The organism is Grimontia sedimenti, assembly GCF_011045095.1.
Classification (GTDB): Bacteria; Pseudomonadota; Gammaproteobacteria; order Enterobacterales; family Vibrionaceae; genus Enterovibrio; species Enterovibrio sedimenti.
The window spans coordinates 45393-68998 of the sequence record NZ_JAALDL010000022.1 but is presented as its reverse complement, the minus strand read 5'-3'; the positions used below and the strand labels follow the sequence as shown (position 1 = coordinate 68998).

Sequence of the window (23606 nt, the reverse complement as noted above, 5' to 3'; positions counted from 1 at the left end):
TGGTTTTCACTTTTGAAAAAGTGAAATCAAAACAGCTCAAGGCTGTACCAACTTGATTTGGTCACTCAGTAAACATCGATAAATCTTTTGTCTATCAATCACGAGTGCCCACACAGATTGCATAGGTCAAATTGTTAAAGAACGTTGACTTGGTAGCTTGCTCTGCGAGCCGCTTGCCGTGTCATGTGGCGCAGTATAGGGACTTCGAAATTTGGCGCAAGTGGTTTTTGAAAAAAATCACACTTTCGCGTTCAAGTGTTCAAATAACGCCCAAAAACAGCATTTTTGTATAAAAGATAAACAGATTTCTGCAGATCTTTGATGATCAGGATCAGAGGCCACGATCCAGATTTCGACAATATGTCGTTTCAATGACTGTTTTGTTTACCGCAAGACTATTCAGTAAAGCACATGCTGAAGAATCCGCACGGTTATTTTTGACTCATTTGTGTAAGTCGCTAGCCCAGTAAATACGCGGGATGTGTTAAGACACTCTTTAAAAACAAAAAAGCCCGCTTGCGCGGGCTTTTTCAGTTTCGGCTGGAAACGGGATGATTACATCATGCCGCCCATTCCACCCATGCCGCCCATGTCAGGCATTGCTGGGGCATCTTGTTTTGGCAGTTCAGTTACCATTGCTTCGGTGGTGATCATCAGACCTGCTACAGAAGCTGCGAACTGAAGTGCTGAACGGGTCACTTTGGTTGGATCCAGGATACCCATGTCAATCATGTCACCGTATTCGCCAGTCGCTGCGTTGTAGCCGTAGTTGCCTTCACCACCTTTAACTTGGTTAGCTACTACTGAATCTTCGTCGCCTGCGTTCAGTGCGATTTGACGGATAGGTGCTTCCATTGCACGAAGTGCAACGCGAATACCTACGTTTTGTTCTTCGTTGTCACCTTGCAGGTCAACAACTTTGCTTGCTGCGCGGATAAGTGCAACACCACCACCAGCAACCACGCCTTCTTCAACGGCTGCGCGAGTCGCGTGCAGTGCGTCTTCTACGCGGTCTTTCTTCTCTTTCATTTCAACTTCAGTTGCTGCGCCAACTTTGATTACCGCAACACCGCCTGCCAGTTTCGCAACGCGCTCTTGCAGTTTCTCTTTGTCGTAGTCTGAAGTTGCATCTTCGATTTGCTGACGGATTTGAGCAACACGGCCTTGGATAGAAGCTTCGTCACCCGCGCCATCGATGATGGTAGTGTTTTCTTTAGTGATAGAAATACGCTTCGCCTGACCAAGATCTTCCAGCGTCACTTTTTCCAGCTCCATACCGATCTCTTCAGAGATAACAGTACCCGCAGTCAGTGTCGCGATGTCTTGCAGCATTGCTTTACGGCGATCGCCGAAGCCAGGTGCTTTAACCGCAGCAACTTTCACGATGCCACGCATGTTGTTCACAACCAGTGTTGCCAGCGCTTCACCTTCTACGTCTTCCGCAATGATCAGCAGTGGACGTGAAGATTTCGCCACAGCTTCCAGCGTAGGCAGCAATTCGCGGATGTTTGATACTTTCTTATCAACCAGCAGGATGAATGGGCTTTCCAGATCAACAGAACCAGACTCTTGGTTGTTGATGAAATATGGAGACAGGTAGCCACGGTCGAATTGCATACCTTCAACCACATCCAGCTCATCCTGCAGAGACTGACCTTCTTCAACAGTGATAACACCGTCGCGGCCTACTTTTTCCATCGCTTCTGCAATGATGTTACCTACGGTTTCATCAGAGTTTGCAGAGATAGTGCCTACCTGTGCGATAGCTTTGGTGTCGTTACACTCAACAGACAGCTCTTTCAGTTGCTCAACAGCAGCGGCTACTGCTTTGTCGATACCACGCTTCAGGTCCATTGGGTTCATGCCTGCTGCAACAGCTTTCAGGCCTTCAGCTACGATTGCCTGCGCCAGTACAGTTGCGGTAGTCGTACCGTCACCCGCTGCGTCGTTTGCTTTAGACGCAACTTCTTTAACCATTTGAGCGCCCATGTTCTGGAATTTGTCTTCCAGTTCGATTTCGCGCGCGACAGACACACCATCTTTAGTGATGGTTGGTGCGCCGAAAGACTTGTCCAGAACAACGTTACGGCCTTTAGGACCCAGGGTCACTTTTACAGCGTTTGCCAGAACGTTGACACCTTCCAGCATTTTAGTGCGTGCATCATTGCCAAATTTAACGTCTTTAGCTGCCATTTCTCTCTTCCTTTATTAATCTGTTCTTCAGTAGTGAAATAGAAATTACTCAACGATAGCCATGATGTCGTTTTCAGACAGGATCAGGACTTCTTTACCGTCAATTTTTTCGGTTTTAGTGCCGTAGCCTTCTGAAAAGATAACAGTGTCGCCAACTTTAACGTCCAGTGGCTGCAAATTGCCGTTTTCTAGAATACGGCCTTTACCTACCGCCAGCACAACGCCACGGGTAGATTTTTCTGCAGCTGAACCAGTCAAAACGATGCCACCAGCAGATTTTGATTCAACTTCCTGGCGCTCAACGATTACTCGATCATGTAATGGACGAATGTTCATCGGTCGTCTCCTGATAAATGTAGTGATCCATGTGATAAGGAAATCGGAACATGCCACACCTGGCAAGTTCCTAGGTTTTGAAACCCAGAAAGACGCGTCAATTCAAGGTTCAAATCGATTTGCGTATAAGGTGGGGATGGGTGTTCTCAATCCCAAGGGCTAAGTACAAATTTTTTTATTTTTTTACCGAATACCTTTTGCTCCATCACATTCTATGAATTAGGGTAGCCGTGCCTTAGCAAACATAACGATATGCAACCTTGGCGTATTGTTGACTTCCCAGCGCTACCTCTTATAGAGATTGGAATGAAGGACAAACACGGCCTGCTTTCTGGCCCCATTGACCAAACGCTTAAAAACATGACCATCCCTATGGTGTTTGGTCTCGTAGCGATCCTGGCGTTTAACCTGGTCGATACCTTCTTTATTTCCTTGCTGGGCACGGAAGCATTGGCTGCGGTGAGTTTCACTTTTCCGATCACCTTTGCGGTGAACTGCATCACCATGGGCATTGGTGTGGGTATCTCTACTGGCGTTGCCCGATTACTGGGTCGAAGCGCCCAAATTGATGCCGCCCGTCTTTCAGGGCATGGGTTGATGCTCGCGGTCATTTTGGTGATTGCTGCAAGCGCATTGGGTCTGGCGACGATCAATCCCTTATTCCGGATGCTTGGTGCACATGAAAACCTGTTGCCACTGATTCATGACTATATGTCGGTGTGGTATCTCACTATCCCTCTATTAGTTATCCCCATGGCAGGCAACTCCGCCATCCGCGCCACGGGGGACACCAAAACCCCTGCCAAGATCATGATAGTGGCTGGCTTTATTAATGGTCTTCTCGACCCGCTGTTGATTTTTGGGCTGGGCCCAATTCCCGCGCTGGGTGTAAAAGGCGCGGCAATTGCCAGTGCTATCAGTTGGGCTGGCGCGCTGGTTTGCTCGCTGTACGTATTAATAAAGAGAGAGAAACTACTGGCCTGGCCGTCACCAACGAAAATTGCGCAGGATTGGAGAGACATTCTTGCCATTGGCACTCCGGCTGCGCTGTCCAATGCGTTGAACCCAATTTCCGGTGCGATTTTAATGGCCATGCTCGCGGCGCAAGGCACTGCAGCCGTCGCTGCTTATGGTGCAGCGCAACGGGTTGAGTCTTTGCTGTTGATTGTGATGATGGCGCTGACCTCTGCCCTGACGCCTTTGATGGCACAGAATTTCGGCGCCAACAACCCAACACGCTCATTCGAAGCCCTGTTTCGGGCGATGCGTTTTTCCATCCTGTTTCAATTCATCGTGTTTCTGGCCATGGTGCCACTCAGCGTGCCGATTGCGGCTATTTTCAGTCAGGAACCTGCCGTACAAAACAAGCTGTGGCATTACCTGATTGTGGTTCCCGTCAGTTACGGCATGCAAGGTGTGATGATGATGCTGGTCAGCGCATTAAACGCGATGAAAAAACCGGTTCATGCCTTCATCATGAACCTGATTCGACTGTTTGTGTTGCTGCTTCCTATGGCCTGGCTTGGCAGCCTAATTGATGGTACGGAAGGGATGTTTATTGGTATTGCTGTCGCCAATGGCATCACGGGTATTTCTGCCTACCTTTACGCCGTGACGCTTCGCAAACAGATGAAACTTGAGCCCCTCAACCACTGATCGGATTAAGGTTCGCGAATGGCTCTTGCCGGATCAGCATCGCTTTTCTCCAACAAAGCATCCAATGTGCGAAGAAAACTTTCGTACTCTTTTTCTGAAATGCCATCTAACATCGCGCTTTCCCACGCTTTTGCTTTCGGCAATATGGTGAGATACAGCCCTTTTCCTTCCTCTGTAAGATGCAAATAGGCCGCGCGCTGATCGGCTTCATTTTTGACTTTCACCACCAGCCCTTTTTCCTCTAATACCTTTAACGTACGGGAGACCCGAACCTTATCCATGCTGGTTTCCGTCACCAAAGATTTGGCATTAAGGCCATCTTTCGCCCCCATTGAGGCGAGTATCCGCCACTCAGGACGACTGATCCCAAACTCGGTTTCATAAATCCGTGCCAAAGAATCCGACACATGGGCAGCAGCTTTCACCAGCTTGTAAGGCAAAAAGTCATCCAGGTAAAACGGTAGAGGTGGCGCCATCAACATACTCCTTCAAACACTTAACTCACTTCCCATGCGCCAGCGCACAAAACACCCACATAAGTTGCCATTTTGTTATCAGTGCAGCTAGACTAAATTTAGTTTCAAATGAAACTATAATCCAATTCCTCACTCATTGCATAGTTCAGGAGGAGAAATGCGAAAGTGGTTTTCATTTCCTATCGTGGAAGGCAAAGCATCACATCAGGCGCATTGTGATTTACCCGAAGGCACGTTTGAGCGTGAATGCGGCAAAGAGGGGTTCTTTGGCCCAGCCACCCACATGTATCATAAACATGCCCCGACAGGCTGGTCAGAATGGGAAGGCGATCTTCGTCCTCATGCGTTTGATACCAATAAGGTCGAAGATATTGGTGAGAACCCGCTGACTGCACCACTTTTGCTCTCCAATGCCAATGTGAAAGTCAGGATCTGGCGCTGCGACACAGCAATGGAGTATCTGGTACGAAATGGTGACGGTGACGAGTGCCTGTTTATCCACGAAGGTTCTGGCTCACTTTTCTGTGATTACGGCCACCTGCGCTTTCGCGATGGTGATTACCTTATCTTACCGCGCTCCACCAATTGGCGTATTGAGCCTGACTCTGCCGTTACTGTGCTAATGATCGAAGCCACTCATGGGTCTTATATGACAGCAGAGCGTGGAATCGTTGGCGATCATGCTGTGTTTGATCCGGCAGTGCTGGAATATGCCAAGATCGATGATGCTTTTATTGCTCAGCAACAAGACGAAAAATCGTGGCAGGTGTACCTGAAATCCCGTAATGCGATAAACCGCATTACCTACCCATTTAACCCACTTGATGCAGTTGGCTGGAAGGGGAACCTCACCGTATTCCGGCTAAACTGGCGTGATATACGACCGCTGATGAGTCACCGCTATCATCTTCCGCCTTCAGCGCACACCACCTTTGTCGCCAATGGCTTTGTGATTTGTACTTTTGTGCCGCGCCCAATTGAGTCCGACCCCGGCGCGCTCAAGGTGCCCTTCTATCACAACAATGATGACTATGATGAAGTCATCTTCTATCACAAAGGCGAGTTCTTCAGCCGAGACAACATTCACCCCGGCATGGTGACGGTTCATCCTTGCGGCTTCCCCCATGGCCCACATCCAAAGGCATTTGCTGCCGGAGCCAAAGCTGCGAAGAAAGAAACTGATGAAGTGGCGGTGATGATTGATACCCGCATGCCGCTCGATTTGGGCGAGGCAGCGAAACAAACTGAACTCGATGATTACGTCCTGTCCTGGCGCACGCCGCCCCGTAGCGAATAGATCGCAGACATTAGATTAAGGAGTAGATGATGAAACTGGCTTCCCTAAAACACCGCCGAGACGGAAAACTCATCCTGGTCTCACGCGATCTGACTCAGGCAGTAGACGCTTCTGATATTGCACTCACCCTACAGGATGCACTGGATGAGTGGGATACCCTCTCGCCGCTTTTACAGGCTCGTTATGACGCTTTGAATGACAATAATGTTGGCGAACGCTTCCCTTTTAATCCCGCTGATTGCGAATCTCCTTTACCACGCGCATTCCAGTGGGCGGACGGCAGCGCTTACGTGAACCATGTCGAGCTGGTGCGTAAAGCCCGCGGCGCAGACATGCCGGAAAGCTTCTGGACTGATCCTTTGATGTATCAGGGTGTTTCTGACAAATTTATCGGCCCGCGCGAAAACATTGAGCTTTGCGATGAAGCCTGGGGCTGTGATTTCGAAGCCGAAGTCGCCGTGATCACTGATGATGTCGCCATGGCGACGCCCAGTGAAAAGGCGGGTAGCCACATCAAACTGCTGATGCTGGTGAATGACGTCTCGCTTCGAAACCTGATCCCGAGTGAGCTTGCCAAAGGTTTTGGTTTCTTCCAATCCAAACCAGCCTCTTCATTCTCTCCGGTGGCAGTGACACCTGATGAGCTGGGTGAAAGCTGGCAGGAAAACAAAGTGCATCTGCCACTGGAAGTCTTCCTCAATGGCGAACAATTCGGCGCCCCCAATGCGGGCGTGGACATGACGTTTGATTTTGCAGAACTCGTTGCCCACGCAGCCAAAAGTCGCCATTTAGGCGCTGGCACCATTATTGGGTCAGGAACGGTATCAAACCTTGATCGATCAAAGGGTTCCTGTTGCATTGCAGAGAGACGAATGTTGGAAATTCTGGATCTTGGGTCACCGAAAACGCCGTTTCTACTCTATGGTGATAAGGTCAGTATCGAGATGCATGACAAGGAAGGTCGTTCAATCTTTGGCAAGATTGATCAGGAAGTTGTCCCGTATAGGTAATCAAAGGGAACGCACGCAGTGAAGCTTTATGACTACAGTAAATCCTCGGCGTCATACCGTGTTCGCATTGCGCTGAATCTCAAGGGGCTGAATTATCAATCACAGGCCGTCTCTTTGCTGGACGGCGATCAGCGTGGCGACAATTATCTGGCCCTGAACCCTACCGGGCTGGTGCCGACACTGGTTGATAACGGTCAGGTTCTGACCCAGTCGCTGGCTATCATTGAATATCTGGAGGAAGTTTACCCTTCTCCTTCGCTGTTGCCTGCCGACCATGCAGCCCGGACGAAATGCCGTGCCCTTGCGCTCGACATTGCCTGCGACATCCATCCGCTCAACAACCTTCGGGTACTCAAACACCTCACCGGCCCCATGGGCCACAGTGAGGAAGAAAAACTGGACTGGTATCTGCATTGGCTGAAAGCAGGATTAGCGGCGGTCGAAAAAAAAGTGGAAAGAACACAAACGGCTTTCTGCTGTGACGACATTCCCACCCTTGCTGATATTTGTCTGGTTCCTCAACTGTTTAACGCCCGCCGGTTTTCACTCGATCTGACTCCTTACCCGACACTGAAAGAAATAGAACAGCGCTGCCAAGGGTTACCCGCCTTTGAGCAAGCGCACCCAGACAATGTTTAGGAGACAGCATGTCAGAGCAGCCTCTTTGGCGACCCAGCGCATCGCGTATCGCCAATGCTAACCTCACTGACTTTATCAATGAGGTCAACAGACAGTACGCGCTAAGTCTGACCAACTACGACCAGCTTTATGACTGGTCGGTCAAACACAGTGACGCGTTTTGGGAAACACTATGGACCTTTGCGAGCGTGGTCGGTGAACGCGGAGAGCGTGTTATCAGCCGCCCGGAAAATGACCCGAATAAAAACAGCATCTGGTTCCCGGATGCTGAAGTCAACTTTGCTGAAAATGTGATGCAATGGGTGAAAGATATGCCCGAAAAAGATGCCATCGTGTTTTCTGGCGAAGACGAATCCGCCGTTCGTTTGTCATGGGCAGATCTTGAACGTCAGGTAAGCTGTATCGCGGCCTATCTGAAAGAGTGCGGTGTGGAAAAAGGTGATGTGGTGGCAGGGTATCTGCCAAACATCGCAGAAACTATGGTCGCCATGCTGGCGACGTCGTCCCTTGGAGCAATTTGGACCTCGACCTCGCCGGATTTTGGTATCGATAGCGTGCTCGACCGTTTCGGTCAGACTCAACCCAAAGTGCTGTTCACCACCGATGCTTACCACTACAACGGCAAAACCCACGATAACCTAACCAAAGCGCGCGCCGTGCGTGAAGGCGTGGAAAACATCACCCACATGGTGGTGATCCCGTATGTGGGCGGCACTGCGCCCAACAGCGATGAAACCTGCTGGAAAGCAATTGTTTCCAAACCGGCTGAGCCACTGACGTTTACCCGCATCGGCTTTAACGACCCGATGTATGTGCTTTACTCCTCCGGCACCACAGGCAAACCAAAGTGCATCATCCACAGTGTGGGCGGCATGTTGCTCAACCACCTCAAAGAGCACCAACTCCATTCTGACGTGAAATGCGGCGACAAGGTTTTCTACTTCACGACCTGCGGCTGGATGATGTGGAACTGGCTCGCCAGTGGCCTTTTGAGTGGCGCGACGCTGGTGCTGTTTGATGGCTCGCCGTTTTATCCTGATGCTGGCGTACTCTGGCGTTTAACCGATGCACAAAAAGTGACGCTTTTCGGCACGTCCGCCAAATACCTCGAAGCGTTGGAAAAGCAAGAATACAGCCCAATGGACGAGCATAATCTTTCGTCGCTCCGCGCACTTTGCTCAACAGGCTCAGTACTGGCACCTGAGCAGTTCGACTGGGTCTACAGCCACGTCAAACAGGATCTACAACTGAGCTCTATCGCAGGTGGCACAGACATCTGTGGTTGCTTCGTGCTCGGCAGCCCGATATCCCCCGTTTACCGCGGCCAAAGCCAGGTTCGGGGACTGGGGCTGGATGTCGAAGTCTTCAACAATGAAGGGATTCCAGTTCAGGGGGAAAAAGGTGAGCTGGTATGTTGCAACAGCTTCCCCAACCAGCCGGTCGGATTCTGGAATGACAACGACGGCACCCGTTACCACAAAGCTTACTGGGACAAGATTGAAGATATCTGGTTCCACGGTGATTATGTCGAGCTCACCCACGAAGGCGGTATGGTGTTCTTTGGACGCTCAGACGCAATCCTGAACCCAGGGGGCGTACGCATCGGTACCGCTGAGATTTACCGTCATGTGAATCAGCTTGATGAAGTACTCGATTCTGTCGTAATTGGGCAGGACTGGATGAAGGATGTCCGCGTAGTACTATTTGTAAAACTCAAGCCGGGTGTCGACCTCAACGACAATCTGGAACGCAAAATTCGCAACACTATCCGCACCAGTTGTACACCGCGCCATGTGCCAGCAAAAATTATTCCTATCACAGACATTCCGCGTACCAAATCAGGAAAACTCGCCGAACTGGCCGTTCGCGATGTGGTTCATGGCCGCGCGGTCGCTCAGCTCAGCGCGCTGGATAACCCAGAATCGCTAGAGCAATACAAAGAGCGTCCTGAGCTGCAGGAATAAGAAAAAAACACAACGCAAAACGCCATCCCGAAGGATGGCGTTTTTTATGATTTTCATGGCATCAGTTCAAGCGATCGCGATCTTCATCTTTTCGCTGATATTCACCTTCGAAGGTGTTGCCCCCATCATTCGAACCTTGGTGAGGACCGCGGTTAAAGGGGTCTTGTCCACCAAATGGTCCCTGACCTGGCTGACCACCAAACCCACTTTGAAACCCAGCCACTTTCACCTTACTCATAAACTGTTTTGCCAGCCAAGCTCGCGGCCAAGGCAATAACACCGCCATGCCCATGGCATCGGTCATAAAGCCGGGGGTCAAAAGCAGCACGCCTGCCACTGCCAGCATCACACCTTCAATGATTTGTTGTGCCGGTAACTCGCCCTGATTCATGCGCTGCTGCACTGTCATCAAGGTCTGCAATCCCTGACTGCGCACCAATGAAGCCCCCACAACAGCGGTCAGTAAAATCAGCGCTACCGTCGGCCAAAGTCCCAACACGCCACCGACCTGAATAAACAGAGCAATTTCAATCACAGGGACAGTAATGAACATCAACAGCAAAATTGGAAACACAGCAAAACCTCATATTCGTGTCGAACCATCATAGTAACACTGGACTCAATGATTGCATCGACAGCGTCGTTATTTCCCCTCATTAAAGGAGATCTGTTTGTAGCTTGGTTTTAAACAATGTACGCGGATATTGTACAGAATTTAACTGTATCAATACTTTTCGGCTGACAGATAAAACAATAGGAAACAAAGACAAACAAGCTGTCTAACGATCTGGATCACAGTTCTATGCAAATCGTTCCGCTTTGCTTTGATTGGTGATCTTTCTCATGTTTTTACCGCAACGGAGGAGTAGAATCATCCAGCATAAACCGGGTGTAAAACATCGATCACCCAGCCAAAATCTCTGATGAATGGACTCTACAGCGAAATTGTTGGCTACAGAATAACCAATATAAATTTCATTTAGGGCCAAATCATGTCTCAGACGATTGATTTCGAAAATAACCTGACCAACCCTCTTTTAGCGACCCGTATCGAAGAAGATTTGCTTGGCGAACGCCATGTACCGTCTGATGCGTATTACGGTATTCATACCCTTCGTGCTGTTGAGAACTTCAATATCTCCCGTACCACGATTTCTGATGTACCAGAGTTCGTACGTGGCATGGTCTTCACCAAGAAAGCCGCTGCGATGGCGAACAAAGAGCTGGGTGTTATCCCTGCTGAAGTGGGCGATTACATCATCAAAGCGTGTGATGCGATTCTGGAAACCGGCAAATGCATGGATCAGTTCCCATCGGACGTTTACCAAGGCGGCGCAGGCACTTCCGTGAACATGAACGCGAACGAAGTGATCGCGAACCTGGCACTGGAACTGATGGGTAAAGAGAAGGGTGACTACGACGTTGTTAACCCTAACGACCACGTGAACAAGAGCCAGTCGACCAACTGTGCGTACCCGACCGGTTTCCGTATTGCGGTCTACAACAGTATCCTGAAGCTGATTGAATCCATCGACTACCTGCAAAACGAATTCGACGGAAAAGCAACCGAATTCAAAGGCGTACTGAAAATGGGTCGTACCCAGCTTCAGGACGCAGTACCTATGACAGTGGGTCAGGAATTCCACGCGTTTGCAGTGCTTCTGAAAGAAGAAGTGAAGAACCTGAAATACACCGCGGAACTGCTTCTTGAGGTGAATCTGGGCGCGACAGCGATCGGTACAGGTCTCAACGCAGCAGCAGGTTACCAACAACTGGCAGTTCAGCGTCTGGCGGAAGTGACGGGTCTGAACTGCACCCCGGCAGAAGACTTGATTGAAGCGACTTCTGACTGTGGCGCTTACGTGATGGTTCACGGCGCACTGAAGCGTCTGGCGGTGAAACTGTCGAAGATCTGTAACGATCTGCGTTTGCTGTCTTCTGGTCCTCGTGCTGGCTTCAACGAAATCAACCTGCCGGAAATGCAGGCGGGTTCTTCTATCATGCCAGCGAAAGTAAACCCGGTGATCCCAGAAGTGGTTAACCAAGTGTGCTTTAAGGTGATCGGAAACGACACCACGGTGACCTTTGCGGCAGAAGCCGGTCAGCTGCAGCTGAACGTGATGGAGCCGGTAATTGGTCAGGCGCTGTTTGAATCTATCGAAATCCTGTCTAATGCCTGCGTTAACCTGGGCGAGAAGTGCATCAACGGTATCACAGTTAACAAAGAAATCTGTGAAGCCTTCGTTTACAACTCCATCGGTATCGTGACTTACCTGAACCCGTTCATTGGACACCATGAAGGCGACATCGTCGGTAAGATTTGTGCGGAAACCGGTAAGAGCGTCCGTGAAGTGGTCTTGGAAAGAGGATTGCTGACGGAAGAGCAACTCGATGATATCTTCTCCGTCGAAAACTTGATGCATCCGCAATATAAAGCGAAGCGCTATAACTAAGCGTTGAAAGAATGGGTACTCACGATGAGTACCCTTTTTTAGTTTTCTGCCCAGCTGTTTTGAACATCTGGGCTTTAAAGCCCAAACGTAGGTACTTTTTTACATTCACTGCGCCCTAAAAACCCTAGTTTTTACAAGGCAATGAGCACCATAAGACAGTGACTCCGTTTGGTTTTTATTTTTTGTATTAATAATCTGAACAGGAGTTACCCATGGTAGCAGTGGAGTTGTTCGTCGTTCTTGCGTTCATCTATCTGGGCGCACGGATTGGCGGTATTGGTATCGGCTTGGCCGGTGGCGCGGGTGTTGTTGCTCTGTCCTTATTCTTAGGAATGCCAACCTCGCAAAGCTATATCCCTATCGACGTTATCTTGATCATCATGTCCGTGATCACCGCAATTGCAGCGATGCAGGTTGCAGGTGGTATGGACTGGCTGGTTGAGAAAGCCGAAGATTTTCTTCGTAAAAACCCTAAACAAATTACCTTCTACGCGCCGATCGTCACTTATCTGATGACGCTGATGGCAGGTACTGGCCACACTGCGTTCTCCACCCTTCCAGTGATTGCAGAAGTGGCGAAAGAGCAAGGCATCCGTCCATCACGCCCACTTTCTATCGCGGTTGTTGCGTCTCAAATCGCGATCACGGCGTCTCCAATCTCTGCGGCTGTGGTGTTCTTCTCTGGCATTCTTGAACCGCTGGGTATCGGTTACCTGACCCTGCTGGCTATCTGTATTCCAACTACGTTCGTTGCCTGTATGGCAGGCGCATTTGTGGCGAACTTCCTGGGTTGTGAGCTGAAAGATGATCCGGTTTACCAAGAGCGCCTGGAAAAAGGCCTGATCAAACTGCAAGGCACCACCAAGCGTGAAATCACGCCTACAGCGAAAAAAGCAACGTACATCTTCCTGGGGGCCATCGTGCTGGTTGTGGCTTATGCAGCAGCGATTTCAGGCTCAATCGGCCTGATTGAAAACCCAACGCTGGGTCGTAACGAAGCCATCATGACCTTCATGTTGGCAGCAGCAGCGCTGATTGTTGCAACCACCAAAATCGACGCATCGAAAATCCCATCTGCACCAACTTTCCGCTCAGGTATGACAGCATGTGTGTGTGTACTGGGTGTGGCTTGGTTAGGTTCAACCTTTGTGAACGCGCACGTTGAAGGCATCAAAGAAGTCGCGGGCACCTTGCTGTCTGACTACCCATGGATGCTGGCACTGGTGCTGTTCTTCGCTTCGATGCTGCTTTACTCACAAGGTGCGACCACGGTTGCCCTGATGCCTGCAGCATTGGCGATTGGTGTTGCGCCACTGACAGCGATTGCTTCGTTTGCAGCGGTGAGTGCGCTGTTCGTTCTGCCAACTTACCCAACACTGTTGGCTGCGGTTGAAATGGACGATACAGGTTCAACCCGCATTGGTAATCTGGTCTTCAACCACCCGTTCTTCATTCCAGGCGTTGTGACTATCTTCACTGCTGTCGCGCTGGGCTTTGTGGTTGGCGGTATTGTGTTGTAAGCCAAAATAAGACGATGAAAAAGGACGCTCAGGCGTCCTTTTTTATTATGCGATCTGAGTTGGAAACGAATTCGGGCTTTTCCGGTCTCAGTGATATAGTTCATTCAATTTTAAGAAACCGTTTTGATGAAGGCCATGTCCAAAATAGGCTCACGACTTTTTGCGATTTTTGCGCTGGCGCTGATAAGTGCCCTTCCCGCCAAGGCGGAATTTACCCTTTTCAATTCTCCGACACCGGCGGCGGGCAATGCGCCTGCGTTCGTTCCGGTGGATCAGGCATTCCCTTTCAACTTTACCCAGCAAGGCGATCGAGTTTATCTCGATTGGCAGGTTCTACCTGGCTACTACCTCTATCAGGACAAAATAGAAGTTGTTCCCAGTGAAGACGCCAGAATTGGCGCGCTGGATATGCGTCAAGGGCAACCTTACGAAGACGAGTTCTTCGGTGAGGTCTCGATTTACAAGGAGCCGCTGACGGTATCAGTACCTCTGCTTGAAGCGACGGATAACTCGCTGCTGAAAGTCACCTACCAAGGCTGTGCAGAGGCGGGATTCTGCTATCCGCCAGAAACCGTCACCGTCCCATTAATCGCAGTTGCCGCTGGCAGTGAAGCGCCACCAGCACAAATTGTCAGCACCCCAGTTGAACCGGCAAAACCAGCCTCCTCAGGCTCCAGTTCGTCTTCCACAGAAGTCAGCAGCCTCGCCGATAACTGGTGGCAGCCATTGCTGTTTTTGGGCTTGGGTATTGGTTTGGCGTTTACACCATGTGTATTGCCGATGTACCCGATTTTGACCGGTATCGTGTTGGGTGGTGGAAAGAAAACTCACGGGCAGACCTTTCGACTTTCCATGCTTTATGTGCAGGGTATGGCGCTGACTTACACCTTGCTGGGACTGGTTGTCGCTTCAGCTGGCTTACAATTTCAAGCGGCTTTCCAACACCCTTATGTGTTGATTGGCTTGAGTGCGCTGTTTGTGCTGCTTGCGCTGTCGATGTTTGGCGTGTTTAACCTGCAACTTCCGGCTAGTCTTCAAACCAAGCTAAGCGAAATCAGCAACCAGCAAAAAGGCGGAAGCAACCTTGGTGTGTTCACCATGGGCGCGATCTCCGGGTTGATTTGCTCGCCATGTACCACTGCGCCACTGTCCGGAGCACTTTTGTATGTCGCGCAAAGCGGTGATCTTCTGACAGGCGCAGTCACGCTCTACGCGCTGGCATTGGGTATGGGCATTCCGCTCATCATCGCAGCGATGTTTGGCAACAAACTGCTGCCAAAAGCTGGCGGCTGGATGGACAGAGTCAAAGTCTTCTTCGGTCTGGTGCTCTTGGCAGCGCCTATCTTCCTGCTGGAGCGTCTGCTGCCTGAAAGCGTCAGTGTGTGGCTGTGGGCAGCCTGGATGTTGGTATCACTCGGCTGGTTGTATCACATCAGCCGTACACTCCAGCCAGGCAAGCTCGCCAGTGCGCTCGGGATTATCGCGATTCTCGGCCTGAGTGGTGGTGCGGCTTACACCTATAACGCCGTATTTACACCTGCTGCGAAAGCCGAAGTGCCATCGGTCGAGTTCATTAAGATTGCCAATATCGAGGATCTAAACCGAGAGCTAGCGGCAGCGAAATCCGCAGGCAAATCGGTGATGCTGGATTTCTATGCCGACTGGTGCGTGGCATGTAAGGAGTTTGAGAAGTACACATTCCATGATGCAAACGTGGCACCAGAGCTGAAAAACTTTGTTCTGTTGCAGGCCGATGTGACGGCCAACCGCCCACAGGACATCAAAATGCTGACTTCCCTTAACGTGCTAGGCTTACCCACTATTGATTTTTGGGATGCCAACGGGAATTCACTTCCTGATGCGCGTTTGACCGGATTTATGGAGGCTAAACCCTTCCTTTCCCATCTTGAGCAAAATCAGTTGATTAACAAACAAGGCTGATTGCACACAAACTTGATCGCCCCGACATTGCCCACAAATGACGGGGGATCAAGCTCTTACTTCCCACCTATGCAAATTGATCAATCCCTACCCCGGTGTTAGCGTTTTTGTTAAAGAGGTATTAACGAAATCGCCATGGACGCTCAATACACCATTGTCATCGCTGACGACCACCCTTTGTTTCGCAATGCACTGTTTCAATCTGTGCATATGGCGATCAGTGGTGCCAATTTGCTGGAAGCAGACTCGCTAGACAGTCTGACTGCCCTGCTGGAAAAAGAACCCGACATTGATTTGTTGCTGCTGGATCTGAAAATGCCCGGCGCTAATGGCATGTCCGGTCTTATCCATCTTCGCGTCCAATACCCAGAGCTTCCCATCGTGGTGATTTCAGCCAGTGAAGAGGCCAGCGTAGTCCGTCAGGTGAAAGCCAATGGCGCGATAGGTTTTATTCCGAAATCCAGCGACATGCGTGAGCTGATAAACAGTCTCAACCACGTGCTTGAAGGCGAAACCTGTTTTCCTTCTGGGATTGATTTCAGTGATGACAGCGATGAAGAGTCACTGATGGATAAGATCTCTTCTCTCACACCACAGCAATACAAAGTGCTCAACATGCTCAATGATGGTCTGCTGAACAAGCAGATTGCCTATGAGTTGGATGTGTCAGAGGCTACAATCAAAGCGCACATGACCGCGATCTTCCGTAAACTCGGGGTGAAAAACCGTACTCAGGCGGTCATCCTGCTGCAGCAAATGGAATCTGACGCCTAGCTTCCTTCCTCACACTGTTTTATGTTTTCCTATCCGCCTTTCAGGCGCGGTTCAGCCAATACGTGTATAATCACGCCTCATGGCTCGGCGCATGTCGAGCCCCGACTGACCTTCTCTTACCCACTATCAGGAGGCCAAGTTTGCTTAGCGCGCTTATCACTCAATTTGTTGTTCTATGGGCTGTCATCGACCCGATTGGCTCAGTACCCGTTTACCTCTCCCAAACCAGTCACATGACAGAAAAGCAGCGTCGTATCGTGGCATTTAAAGCCATTTTGATTGCGACCATGATTCTGCTGTTTTTCCTGGTGGCCGGGCAATTCCTGCTGGAAGCCATGCAAATTCCTCTCCCCGCGTTTCAAGCGGCTGGCGGCCTAGTACTGCTGCTTTTTGCCCTGACTATGATTTTTGGGGAAAGTAAGCCGGATCAGGAAACCAAAATGTGCAGTGATTCGCTGTCCCGATCTGATCTGTCTGCCACCGCCGTGTTTCCATTAGCGGTACCGTCCATTGCATCACCCGGTGCCATGATGGCGATCGTCATGCTGACAGATAACCATCGCTTTGCCATCACAGAGCAAGCGATCACTGCAGGCATCATGTTGGCGGTTTTAGCGGTGACTTTGTTGCTGTTGCTCAGTGCGAATTTTATCCATCGAATCATTGGTCATGTAGGCGCATCTATCATAAGCCGCGTTATGGGACTCATTCTTGCAGCTGTTGCAACAAGTAATTTGCTACAAGGCATACTCGACTTTTACACCTTAGCCTAAAGCCTATTAGACCTTGGTCTAGCTTAACATTTCATTAACACGACATTTCCTTGTCTCAAATCACAGAAACCCCCTAATAGCAGGGGGTTAGCCTCATTTCTCAGTCGACTAAAGTTGCAGTGTCTCCTTGTACCTTGGCTGCTATTGTCGAATCGTAACAATCCGTTAACTCGTCACTTAAGGAGATGGTGATGTCTGAGGAACAGAAACAAGATAACGCCAAAGCCTATTGGCAAAAGAACGTCAGGCTGATGATTTATTTGCTTGCCGTTTGGTTCGTGGTGTCGTTTGGATGCGGCATCCTGTTTGTTGATCAACTCAATGAAATTCGTATCGGCGGCTACAAGCTGGGCTTCTGGTTCGCACAACAGGGGTCAATTTATACCTTCTTGGCCATCATTTTTATTTACGCCTTTCAGATGCGCAAACTCGATAAAGAGTTTGGCGTAGATGATGACGAGTAAGGAGCAGTAGTCATGGATTTGAAAACCGTTACTTACCTTGTCGTAGGTTTCACATTCGCTCTCTATATCGGGATCGCAATCTGGGCCCGCGCAGGTTCTACCAAAGAATTCTATGTTGCTGGCGGTGGTGTAAACCCTGTTGCAAACGGTATGGCAACGGCAGCGGACTGGATGTCTGCAGCTTCGTTTATTTCAATGGCAGGTCTGATTGGCTTTATGGGATACGGCGGTTCTGTATTCCTGATGGGCTGGACTGGCGGCTACGTACTTCTGGCACTGCTGCTTGCGCCTTACTTGCGTAAGTTCGGTAAGTTCACTGTTCCAGAGTTCATCGGTGAGCGTTTCTATTCGAACACAGCACGCGTGGTAGCCGTGATCTGTCTGATCATTGCATCGGTGACTTACGTTATCGGTCAGATGAAAGGTGTGGGCGTGGCATTTGGTCGCTTCCTGGAAGTTGACTACGCAACGGGCCTGTACATCGGTATGGCGATCGTATTCATGTACGCAGTACTTGGCGGCATGAAAGGTATCACCTACACCCAGATTGCTCAGTACTGTGTACTGATTCTGGCTTACACCATTCCAGCGATCTTTATCTCGCTGCAACTGACTGGCCACCCTCTGCCACAAATTGGTTTGGGTAGTACCATGTCCGGCACGGATACCTATTTGCTCGACCGGCTCGATCAGGTGGTCTCTGAACTTGGTTTCAGTGAATACACCACATCAGTCCGCGGTGACACCCTTAACATGTTCGTTTACACCATGTCACTGATGATCGGTACTGCAGGTCTACCACACGTCATCATTCGTTTCTTCACAGTACCAAAAGTACGTGATGCGCGTATCTCTGCAGGTTGGGCACTGTTCTTCATCGCGATTCTGTACACCACTGCACCAGCAGTTGCAGCAATGGCGCGTCTGAACCTGATGGACACCGTTAACCCTGCACCAGGCCAGCACCTTGCTTATGACGAGCGTCCTGACTGGTTCAAGAACTGGGAAAAAACGGGTCTGCTTGGCTTTGATGACAAGAACAACGACGGCAAGATCAACTACACCTCTGATAAGTCTACGAACGAGCTGAAAGTTGACCGTGACATCATGGTTCTGGCGAACCCTGAAATCGCGAAACTGCCTAACTGGGTTATCGCGCTGGTTGCAGCCGGTGGTCTGGCAGCGGCACTGTCTACGGCAGCCGGTCTGCTTCTGGCTATCTCGTCGGCGGTATCGCATGACTTGTTGAAAGGGGTCTTCAGGCCTGATATTTCAGAGAAAAATGAGCTCATGGCGAGCCGGGTTGCAATGGCGGTGGCGATTGCCTTCGCAGGTTATCTGGGTCTCCATCCACCGGGCTTTGCAGCCGGTACGGTCGCCCTCGCCTTTGGCTTGGCCGCCTCGTCAATCTTCCCTGCACTGATGATGGGTATCTTCTCCAAGTCCATCAACAAGGAAGGTGCGATTGCCGGCATGATCGCAGGTATCACCATCACACTGTTCTACGTATTCCAACACAAAGGCATCCTGTTCATTGCGGACTGGAAATACCTGGAAAGCTGGGGCAGCAACTGGTTCCTGGGCATTGAGCCAAACGCATTCGGTGCAATCGGTGCACTCGTGAACTTCGGTGTCGCTATCGCAGTATCACGTGTCACAGCAGAAACCCCACAACACGTTAAAGATCTGGTTGAGCACGTTCGTATCCCTGGCGGTGCGGGTGAAGCGCAAGACCACTAATCAACAACGCTGAGCACTTAGATAAGAGCGTCACGTTAACGCTAAAAAGCCCCGCTCAGGGGCTTTTTTTATCCTCGAGGGACTGCTGCACTATGGTATGTTACCCCTTAGCCCAAGGACGAAAGCGAACTCTTTATCATGTTAAAAAACAAACACGTAATTGCCGCCATGCTCGTGGCACCGATTCTGGCATTGATAGCCTATTTTGGCGTGGACTTAGCAGTCAGTGAGAAACCCCACGCAGCGAAAGAAGGGGAAACCTACAAACTCGCTGCTGACTCAAACTGTCGATACACCAGTGGTATTTGCTCACTGGAAAATGGCGACTTCAAACTCAAGCTGCGTTCGGAAAGTCTGTCTGACAGTGAAGTGGTGTTAAAGCTGACGTCAGAATATCCATTGGAAGGGGCAAAAATCAGTCTTATCCAGAAAGAAGGCGACCGTTCAAATCCTGTCGATATGGATGTTAATGGTTCAGACGATAAAGAATGGTGGGTTGATCTGCCAGCACCGAACTCAGAAGACAGTGAAATCCATCTGGTCGTGAAATCAGACGGTACGCTGTATTACGGTGAAACGACGGCGGTTTTCGTCGAGTACAAAACACTGTTGAACGAGGAGCAGCAATAAGCCGCTCCAGTCATTTTATTGAGTGACGAGGTAGAGTTTGGTGGCGGTTAGAATTTCCGCCACTCTCGCTTCGTGTTCTTGCTCTGACAGCCAAAAAGTCACGTCCACCCAACCGTCTGTGCCCATCTGATCAATTTCAACCAGTTGGATTTCTCCGGTCACTGGATCCCAGGTCCCTTCGACCCGAACCAAGCCCACATCGGTGTCTAATCGGGGAATCGTAAACGCTTCCATATCAGCTTACCCCTTGTTGAAGCAGCGCTCTTAGTTTCAGCGGTTTTACTGGCTTGGCGATATAACCAAAGCCCAGTTCCCGCACCAGATTTCGTGTTTCTTGTGTTCTGTCGGCGGTAATCACAGCGCCGACGAAGTCATCACCCAGCATTTCACGGCAACGTTGCAAAACGTCGAGCCCCGTCAGTTCCGGCGCCAAGTGATAGTCACTGAGAATGGCATCCGGCCTCTGGCCTTGCTCAATCAACGCAACAACGCCATCGAGATCTTCTGCCACATCAACCTGACATCCCCACCGCGTCAACAGACTTTCCATACCCGCCAGGATGTCCCTCTCATTATCTACACAGAGCACGCGAACCCCAGCGAGTGGCTCACTATTTTTGTCCTTTTCTTCACGCTCAACGCCAGTGTCACAAACCTGAGGCGCTGATTCGATGCGGGCTGTGATGGAAAAAACCGTCCCTTCTCCCGGCCAGGAGCGGAGGCTGAGAGGCTGGTTCAGAATACGACTGATCCCGCGGGCAATCGCCAATCCAAGTCCCAGCCCAAGCTCTGCGCCTTTGCGATCAATGCGGGTAAATTCGTTGAAGATGTCCTGCTGCATCTCTTGTGGAATACCCGGGCCGTTATCCCATACCTCAATGCGGCACTGGGAGCCATGACGGCGAACGCCCAGCAGCACCCGACCGTAGCGGAAGGCATTGGTAAGAAAGTTCTGCAATACGCGGCGCAGCAGACGTCTGTCGGAGCGAATACGAAGTCCGGTGTGTTGAACCCGAAAATCGATACCCTGCTCATTGGCAATCACGCCAAACTCTGCAGCCAGCGTAGAGAAGACTTCATCCAGCTCGAAGTGGGTGATTTTGGCCTTCATCTTGCCCGACTCAATGCGGGAGATATCCAGCAAATCGCCGATAAGATCTTCAGCCGCTCCCAACGCACTCTCGATGTGGCCCGCCATTTTTTGGGTTTCTTTCTCTTCTGCCATTTCGTTAAGAGAGGAAGCAAAAAGACGCGCGGCGTTCATCGGCTGCATCAAGTCATGACTTACTGCCGCCAATAGCCGGCTTTTCGATTGCGATGCCTGCTCGGCTTTGGCGGTGGCACTGATAAGGCGACGGTTCAAGGTTTCAAGCTCTTTGGTCCGCTCAATAACCCGTGCTTCCAGTGTTTCATTGGATTGCTTCAACGCTTCTTCCGCATCACGGAAGGCGGTGATGTCAGTAAAACTCATGACAAACCCACCACCTGGCATCGGGTTACCCTGCACTTCAATCACCCGGCCATCAGGGTGAACACGGGAAGAAGTATGCGGCGAGCCTTGACGCAAATAGCCCACACGTTTTTTTACGTGCTCTTCAATATCACCAGGGCCACACAAACCGCGCTCGGCGTTGTAGCGAACCACATCCGCAATCGGTCTGCCGACCTGAATCAAATCTGGCGGGAAGTTAAAAAGCTCCACATAACGCTGGTTCCAGGCCACCAGCCGAAGCTGTTTATCTACCACGGAAATACCCTGACTGATGTGTTCGATTGCGCCTTGAAGCAAGCCACGGCTGAAATCGAAAAGCTCGGAAGCTTCATCCACAATGGTAGCGATTTCCTCCAGCTGCATGTTTCTGCCCTGCAGCGCAGAAGTCAGTACCAGCTTGGCGGAAGATGCACCGAATACACCAGCCAATACACGTTCGGTATGACGAATCAGCGCAGCACTCGCCTGCTGCTGTGGCAACAAGACTTCACCGCGTTGCTCGCCGAAGGTGCGGAACGTCTGGCGCATGCGGGTACGGCCAACAAAGCGGGCCGCCAGCATTTCAAGCTCTGCCACTGTCACACGGCTTTGATACAGGCTTGAATCATCCCCTTCTGGGAGCGGTGTACCCACAAAACTCGCTGCTTGCAGACGCTCACTGAGCGAAGGCCGGGTCGCCATCGACACCAGCACAAAGCAGAAGGTATTGACCATCACACTCAGGATCATGCCCCAGTTCACCGGACTTAATGACCGGAAGAATGGGATATCCGGCGGTGCCAGAATCCAGAGTACCAGGTTGGTGTCTTCGTTCCCTGCCAACATGCCCGTCTGCATCATCAGGGTCATCAACCAGACAATGAAACCGGCAAAGAGCCCGGCATACACGCCTTTTTTATTGGCCTGACGCCAGTAAATTCCCGCGACAAGCGGCGGTGCGAACTGGGCAATTGCAGCAAAAGAGAGAAAACCAATCGCCGAGAGCGACGGCACTTCGAGGATCAGTTGATAGAAGCCCCAAGCCCCGATAAGCAAGAGGAAAATCAGCGCACGGCGCACGTTCAGCAAAAGGCCGGAGAATTGGGTAAAGTTGCGATTCGACACCCGCATGCGGCGAAGCAGTTGTGGCAGTACCAGATCGTTCGACACCATGATCGCAAGGGCAATGGTCGACACAATCACCATACCGCTCGCCGCCGATGCACCACCCAAAAATGCCAGCAGCGCAATGCCTTCATTACCGGTGGAAAGCGGCAGTTGGATAACATGGGTTTCAGCGGACATATTCGGCAGGAAGGCTTGCCCTGCATACGCCAATGGCAAAACGAACATGCCCATCAACACAAGGTAAAGCGGAAACACCCAGCGTGCGGTATGCAAATCCTGCGCACGGGCGTTTTCTACTACCATGGTGTGGAACTGGCGCGGCAAACAGATAATCGCCGCCATGGTCAGCAGAGTATGAACCAGCAATGCGCCCCAATCCGGCGTTCCGACTACATTGGCCTCTTTCAGTGTCGGCAATGGCCCTGGAGCATCCAGCAGCAAGCCCACAGCAAAGAAGCCCACCACCAAAAAGGCTACCAGCTTAACGATGGACTCAAAGGCCACCGCCATCATCATGCCGCGGTGGTGCTCGGTGGAGTCGATATGGCGGGTACCAAACAACACGGTAAACATCGCCAGTGACATACAGACCAGCCAGGCAATTTGCCCTTCATTGAGCCCAGCACTCTCGCCAATGTCCGGCGCTATCACGTCCAGCCCCATGGTGATCCCACGAAGCTGCAGCGCGATGTAAGGCAGAATACCGACCACCGCAATCACGGTGACCATCACCGCCAAGCCTTGGGATTTCCCATACCTGGCGGCAATAAAGTCGGCAATCGAGGTGATGTGCTCGCGCTTGGCGATCAGAATAATCCGGGCGAGAAACCGCCAGCCAATAGTAAAGACCAAAATGGGCGCAAGGTAGATAGGCAAGAATGACCAAGGCTGACTCGATGCCTGCCCGACGGTGCCAAAGAAAGTCCAGGAGGTACAATAAACGGCGATAGAGAGGCTATATATCCACGGACGCCAGCCACGAAGCCAGCGCGGTCGACTATCTCCATACCAGGCGATAAGAAACAAAACGCCCAGGTATGCCAGTGCCACCGGCACCACTATCCATCCCGCCGACATAATCCCTTCCATGACAAACTTTTAACTAGAGTCTGTTTACCATGCTCTCAGTTGTACAACAACG

General features: G+C 50.8%; 19 protein-coding genes. 13 read left to right on the top strand and 6 right to left on the bottom strand.

What is annotated here, in order from left to right; genetic code table 11:
- Positions 1 to 555: 555 nt before the first annotated feature.
- Together groL and G5S52_RS21235 are read right to left on the bottom strand one after the other, a co-directional pair.
- Positions 556 to 2193, bottom strand: a complete 1638-nt coding sequence (gene groL, locus G5S52_RS21240; RefSeq protein WP_165018311.1) for a chaperonin GroEL — start codon at positions 2191 to 2193, stop codon at positions 556 to 558.
- Positions 2194 to 2238: 45 nt separating this feature from the next.
- Complete coding sequence (locus G5S52_RS21235) at positions 2239 to 2529, bottom strand: co-chaperone GroES (protein ID WP_165018309.1); 291 nt, start codon at positions 2527 to 2529, stop codon at positions 2239 to 2241.
- A 306-nt stretch (positions 2530 to 2835) separates the two neighbouring features.
- Here G5S52_RS21235 and G5S52_RS21230 point away from each other — a divergent pair, with 306 nt between their 5' ends.
- Entirely contained in the window at positions 2836 to 4185 is a 1350-nt protein-coding gene (locus G5S52_RS21230) for an MATE family efflux transporter (RefSeq protein WP_165018307.1), read from the top strand.
- 5 nt (positions 4186 to 4190) lie between these two features.
- Here the strand turns inward: G5S52_RS21230 and G5S52_RS21225 are convergent, their stop codons facing one another.
- On the bottom strand, positions 4191 to 4661 hold the full coding sequence (locus G5S52_RS21225) for a MarR family winged helix-turn-helix transcriptional regulator (RefSeq protein WP_165018306.1): 471 nt from the start codon (positions 4659 to 4661) through the stop codon (positions 4191 to 4193).
- A 157-nt stretch (positions 4662 to 4818) separates the two neighbouring features.
- On the opposite strand from G5S52_RS21225, the gene G5S52_RS21220 reads away from it, so the two are divergent.
- The 4 genes from G5S52_RS21220 to G5S52_RS21205 are packed head-to-tail and all read left to right on the top strand — an operon-like array spanning position 4819 to position 9571.
- The gene (locus G5S52_RS21220) at positions 4819 to 5958 is read left to right on the top strand and encodes a homogentisate 1,2-dioxygenase (RefSeq protein ID WP_165018304.1); all 1140 of its coding nucleotides are present in this window, start codon (positions 4819 to 4821) and stop codon (positions 5956 to 5958) included.
- Positions 5959 to 5987: 29 nt separating this feature from the next.
- A complete protein-coding gene (locus G5S52_RS21215; RefSeq protein WP_165018302.1) occupies positions 5988 to 6968 on the top strand; it encodes a fumarylacetoacetate hydrolase family protein in 981 nt (326 codons plus the stop codon).
- 18 nt (positions 6969 to 6986) lie between these two features.
- A complete protein-coding gene (gene maiA, locus G5S52_RS21210) occupies positions 6987 to 7607 on the top strand; it encodes a maleylacetoacetate isomerase (protein ID WP_165018300.1) in 621 nt (206 codons plus the stop codon).
- An 8-nt stretch (positions 7608 to 7615) separates the two neighbouring features.
- Positions 7616 to 9571 carry an acetoacetate--CoA ligase gene (locus G5S52_RS21205; RefSeq protein WP_165018298.1) on the top strand — a complete coding sequence of 652 codons (1956 nt, stop codon included), beginning with the start codon at positions 7616 to 7618 and terminating at the stop codon, positions 9569 to 9571.
- A gap of 61 nt (positions 9572 to 9632) precedes the next feature.
- Here the strand turns inward: G5S52_RS21205 and G5S52_RS21200 are convergent, their stop codons facing one another.
- Positions 9633 to 10145 (bottom strand): FxsA family protein, encoded by a 513-nt coding sequence (locus G5S52_RS21200; protein WP_165018296.1) that lies wholly within the window; start codon positions 10143 to 10145, stop codon positions 9633 to 9635.
- Between the two features lie 418 nt (positions 10146 to 10563).
- On the opposite strand from G5S52_RS21200, the gene aspA reads away from it, so the two are divergent.
- The 8 genes from aspA (at position 10564) to G5S52_RS21160 (ending at position 19866) form a co-directional block, all read left to right on the top strand.
- Positions 10564 to 12024, top strand: a complete 1461-nt coding sequence (aspA, locus tag G5S52_RS21195) for an aspartate ammonia-lyase (RefSeq protein WP_002541982.1) — start codon at positions 10564 to 10566, stop codon at positions 12022 to 12024.
- Between the two features lie 212 nt (positions 12025 to 12236).
- The gene (locus G5S52_RS21190) at positions 12237 to 13544 is read left to right on the top strand and encodes an anaerobic C4-dicarboxylate transporter (RefSeq protein WP_165018294.1); all 1308 of its coding nucleotides are present in this window, start codon (positions 12237 to 12239) and stop codon (positions 13542 to 13544) included.
- A gap of 126 nt (positions 13545 to 13670) precedes the next feature.
- On the top strand, positions 13671 to 15485 hold the full coding sequence (locus G5S52_RS21185) for a protein-disulfide reductase DsbD (protein ID WP_165018292.1): 1815 nt from the start codon (positions 13671 to 13673) through the stop codon (positions 15483 to 15485).
- Between the two features lie 135 nt (positions 15486 to 15620).
- The gene (locus tag G5S52_RS21180; RefSeq protein WP_165018290.1) at positions 15621 to 16259 is read left to right on the top strand and encodes a response regulator transcription factor; all 639 of its coding nucleotides are present in this window, start codon (positions 15621 to 15623) and stop codon (positions 16257 to 16259) included.
- A 140-nt stretch (positions 16260 to 16399) separates the two neighbouring features.
- Positions 16400 to 17032 (top strand): MarC family protein, encoded by a 633-nt coding sequence (locus G5S52_RS21175; RefSeq protein ID WP_165018288.1) that lies wholly within the window; start codon positions 16400 to 16402, stop codon positions 17030 to 17032.
- 191 nt (positions 17033 to 17223) lie between these two features.
- Positions 17224 to 17496 carry a DUF4212 domain-containing protein gene (locus G5S52_RS21170; protein WP_002541987.1) on the top strand — a complete coding sequence of 91 codons (273 nt, stop codon included), beginning with the start codon at positions 17224 to 17226 and terminating at the stop codon, positions 17494 to 17496.
- 12 nt (positions 17497 to 17508) lie between these two features.
- The gene (locus G5S52_RS21165; RefSeq protein WP_165018286.1) at positions 17509 to 19236 is read left to right on the top strand and encodes a sodium:solute symporter family protein; all 1728 of its coding nucleotides are present in this window, start codon (positions 17509 to 17511) and stop codon (positions 19234 to 19236) included.
- A gap of 138 nt (positions 19237 to 19374) precedes the next feature.
- A complete protein-coding gene (locus G5S52_RS21160) occupies positions 19375 to 19866 on the top strand; it encodes a hypothetical protein (protein WP_165018284.1) in 492 nt (163 codons plus the stop codon).
- A 15-nt stretch (positions 19867 to 19881) separates the two neighbouring features.
- On the opposite strand, the gene G5S52_RS21155 is transcribed toward G5S52_RS21160, so the two are convergent.
- Positions 19882 to 20100, bottom strand: coding sequence for a hypothetical protein (locus tag G5S52_RS21155; RefSeq protein ID WP_002541990.1), 219 nt, complete (start codon positions 20098 to 20100; stop codon positions 19882 to 19884).
- Position 20101: 1 nt separating this feature from the next.
- Positions 20102 to 23542: a PAS domain-containing hybrid sensor histidine kinase/response regulator gene (locus tag G5S52_RS21150; RefSeq protein WP_165018282.1), complete on the bottom strand. Its 3441-nt coding sequence runs from the start codon at positions 23540 to 23542 to the stop codon at positions 20102 to 20104.
- Positions 23543 to 23606 lie beyond the last annotated feature (64 nt).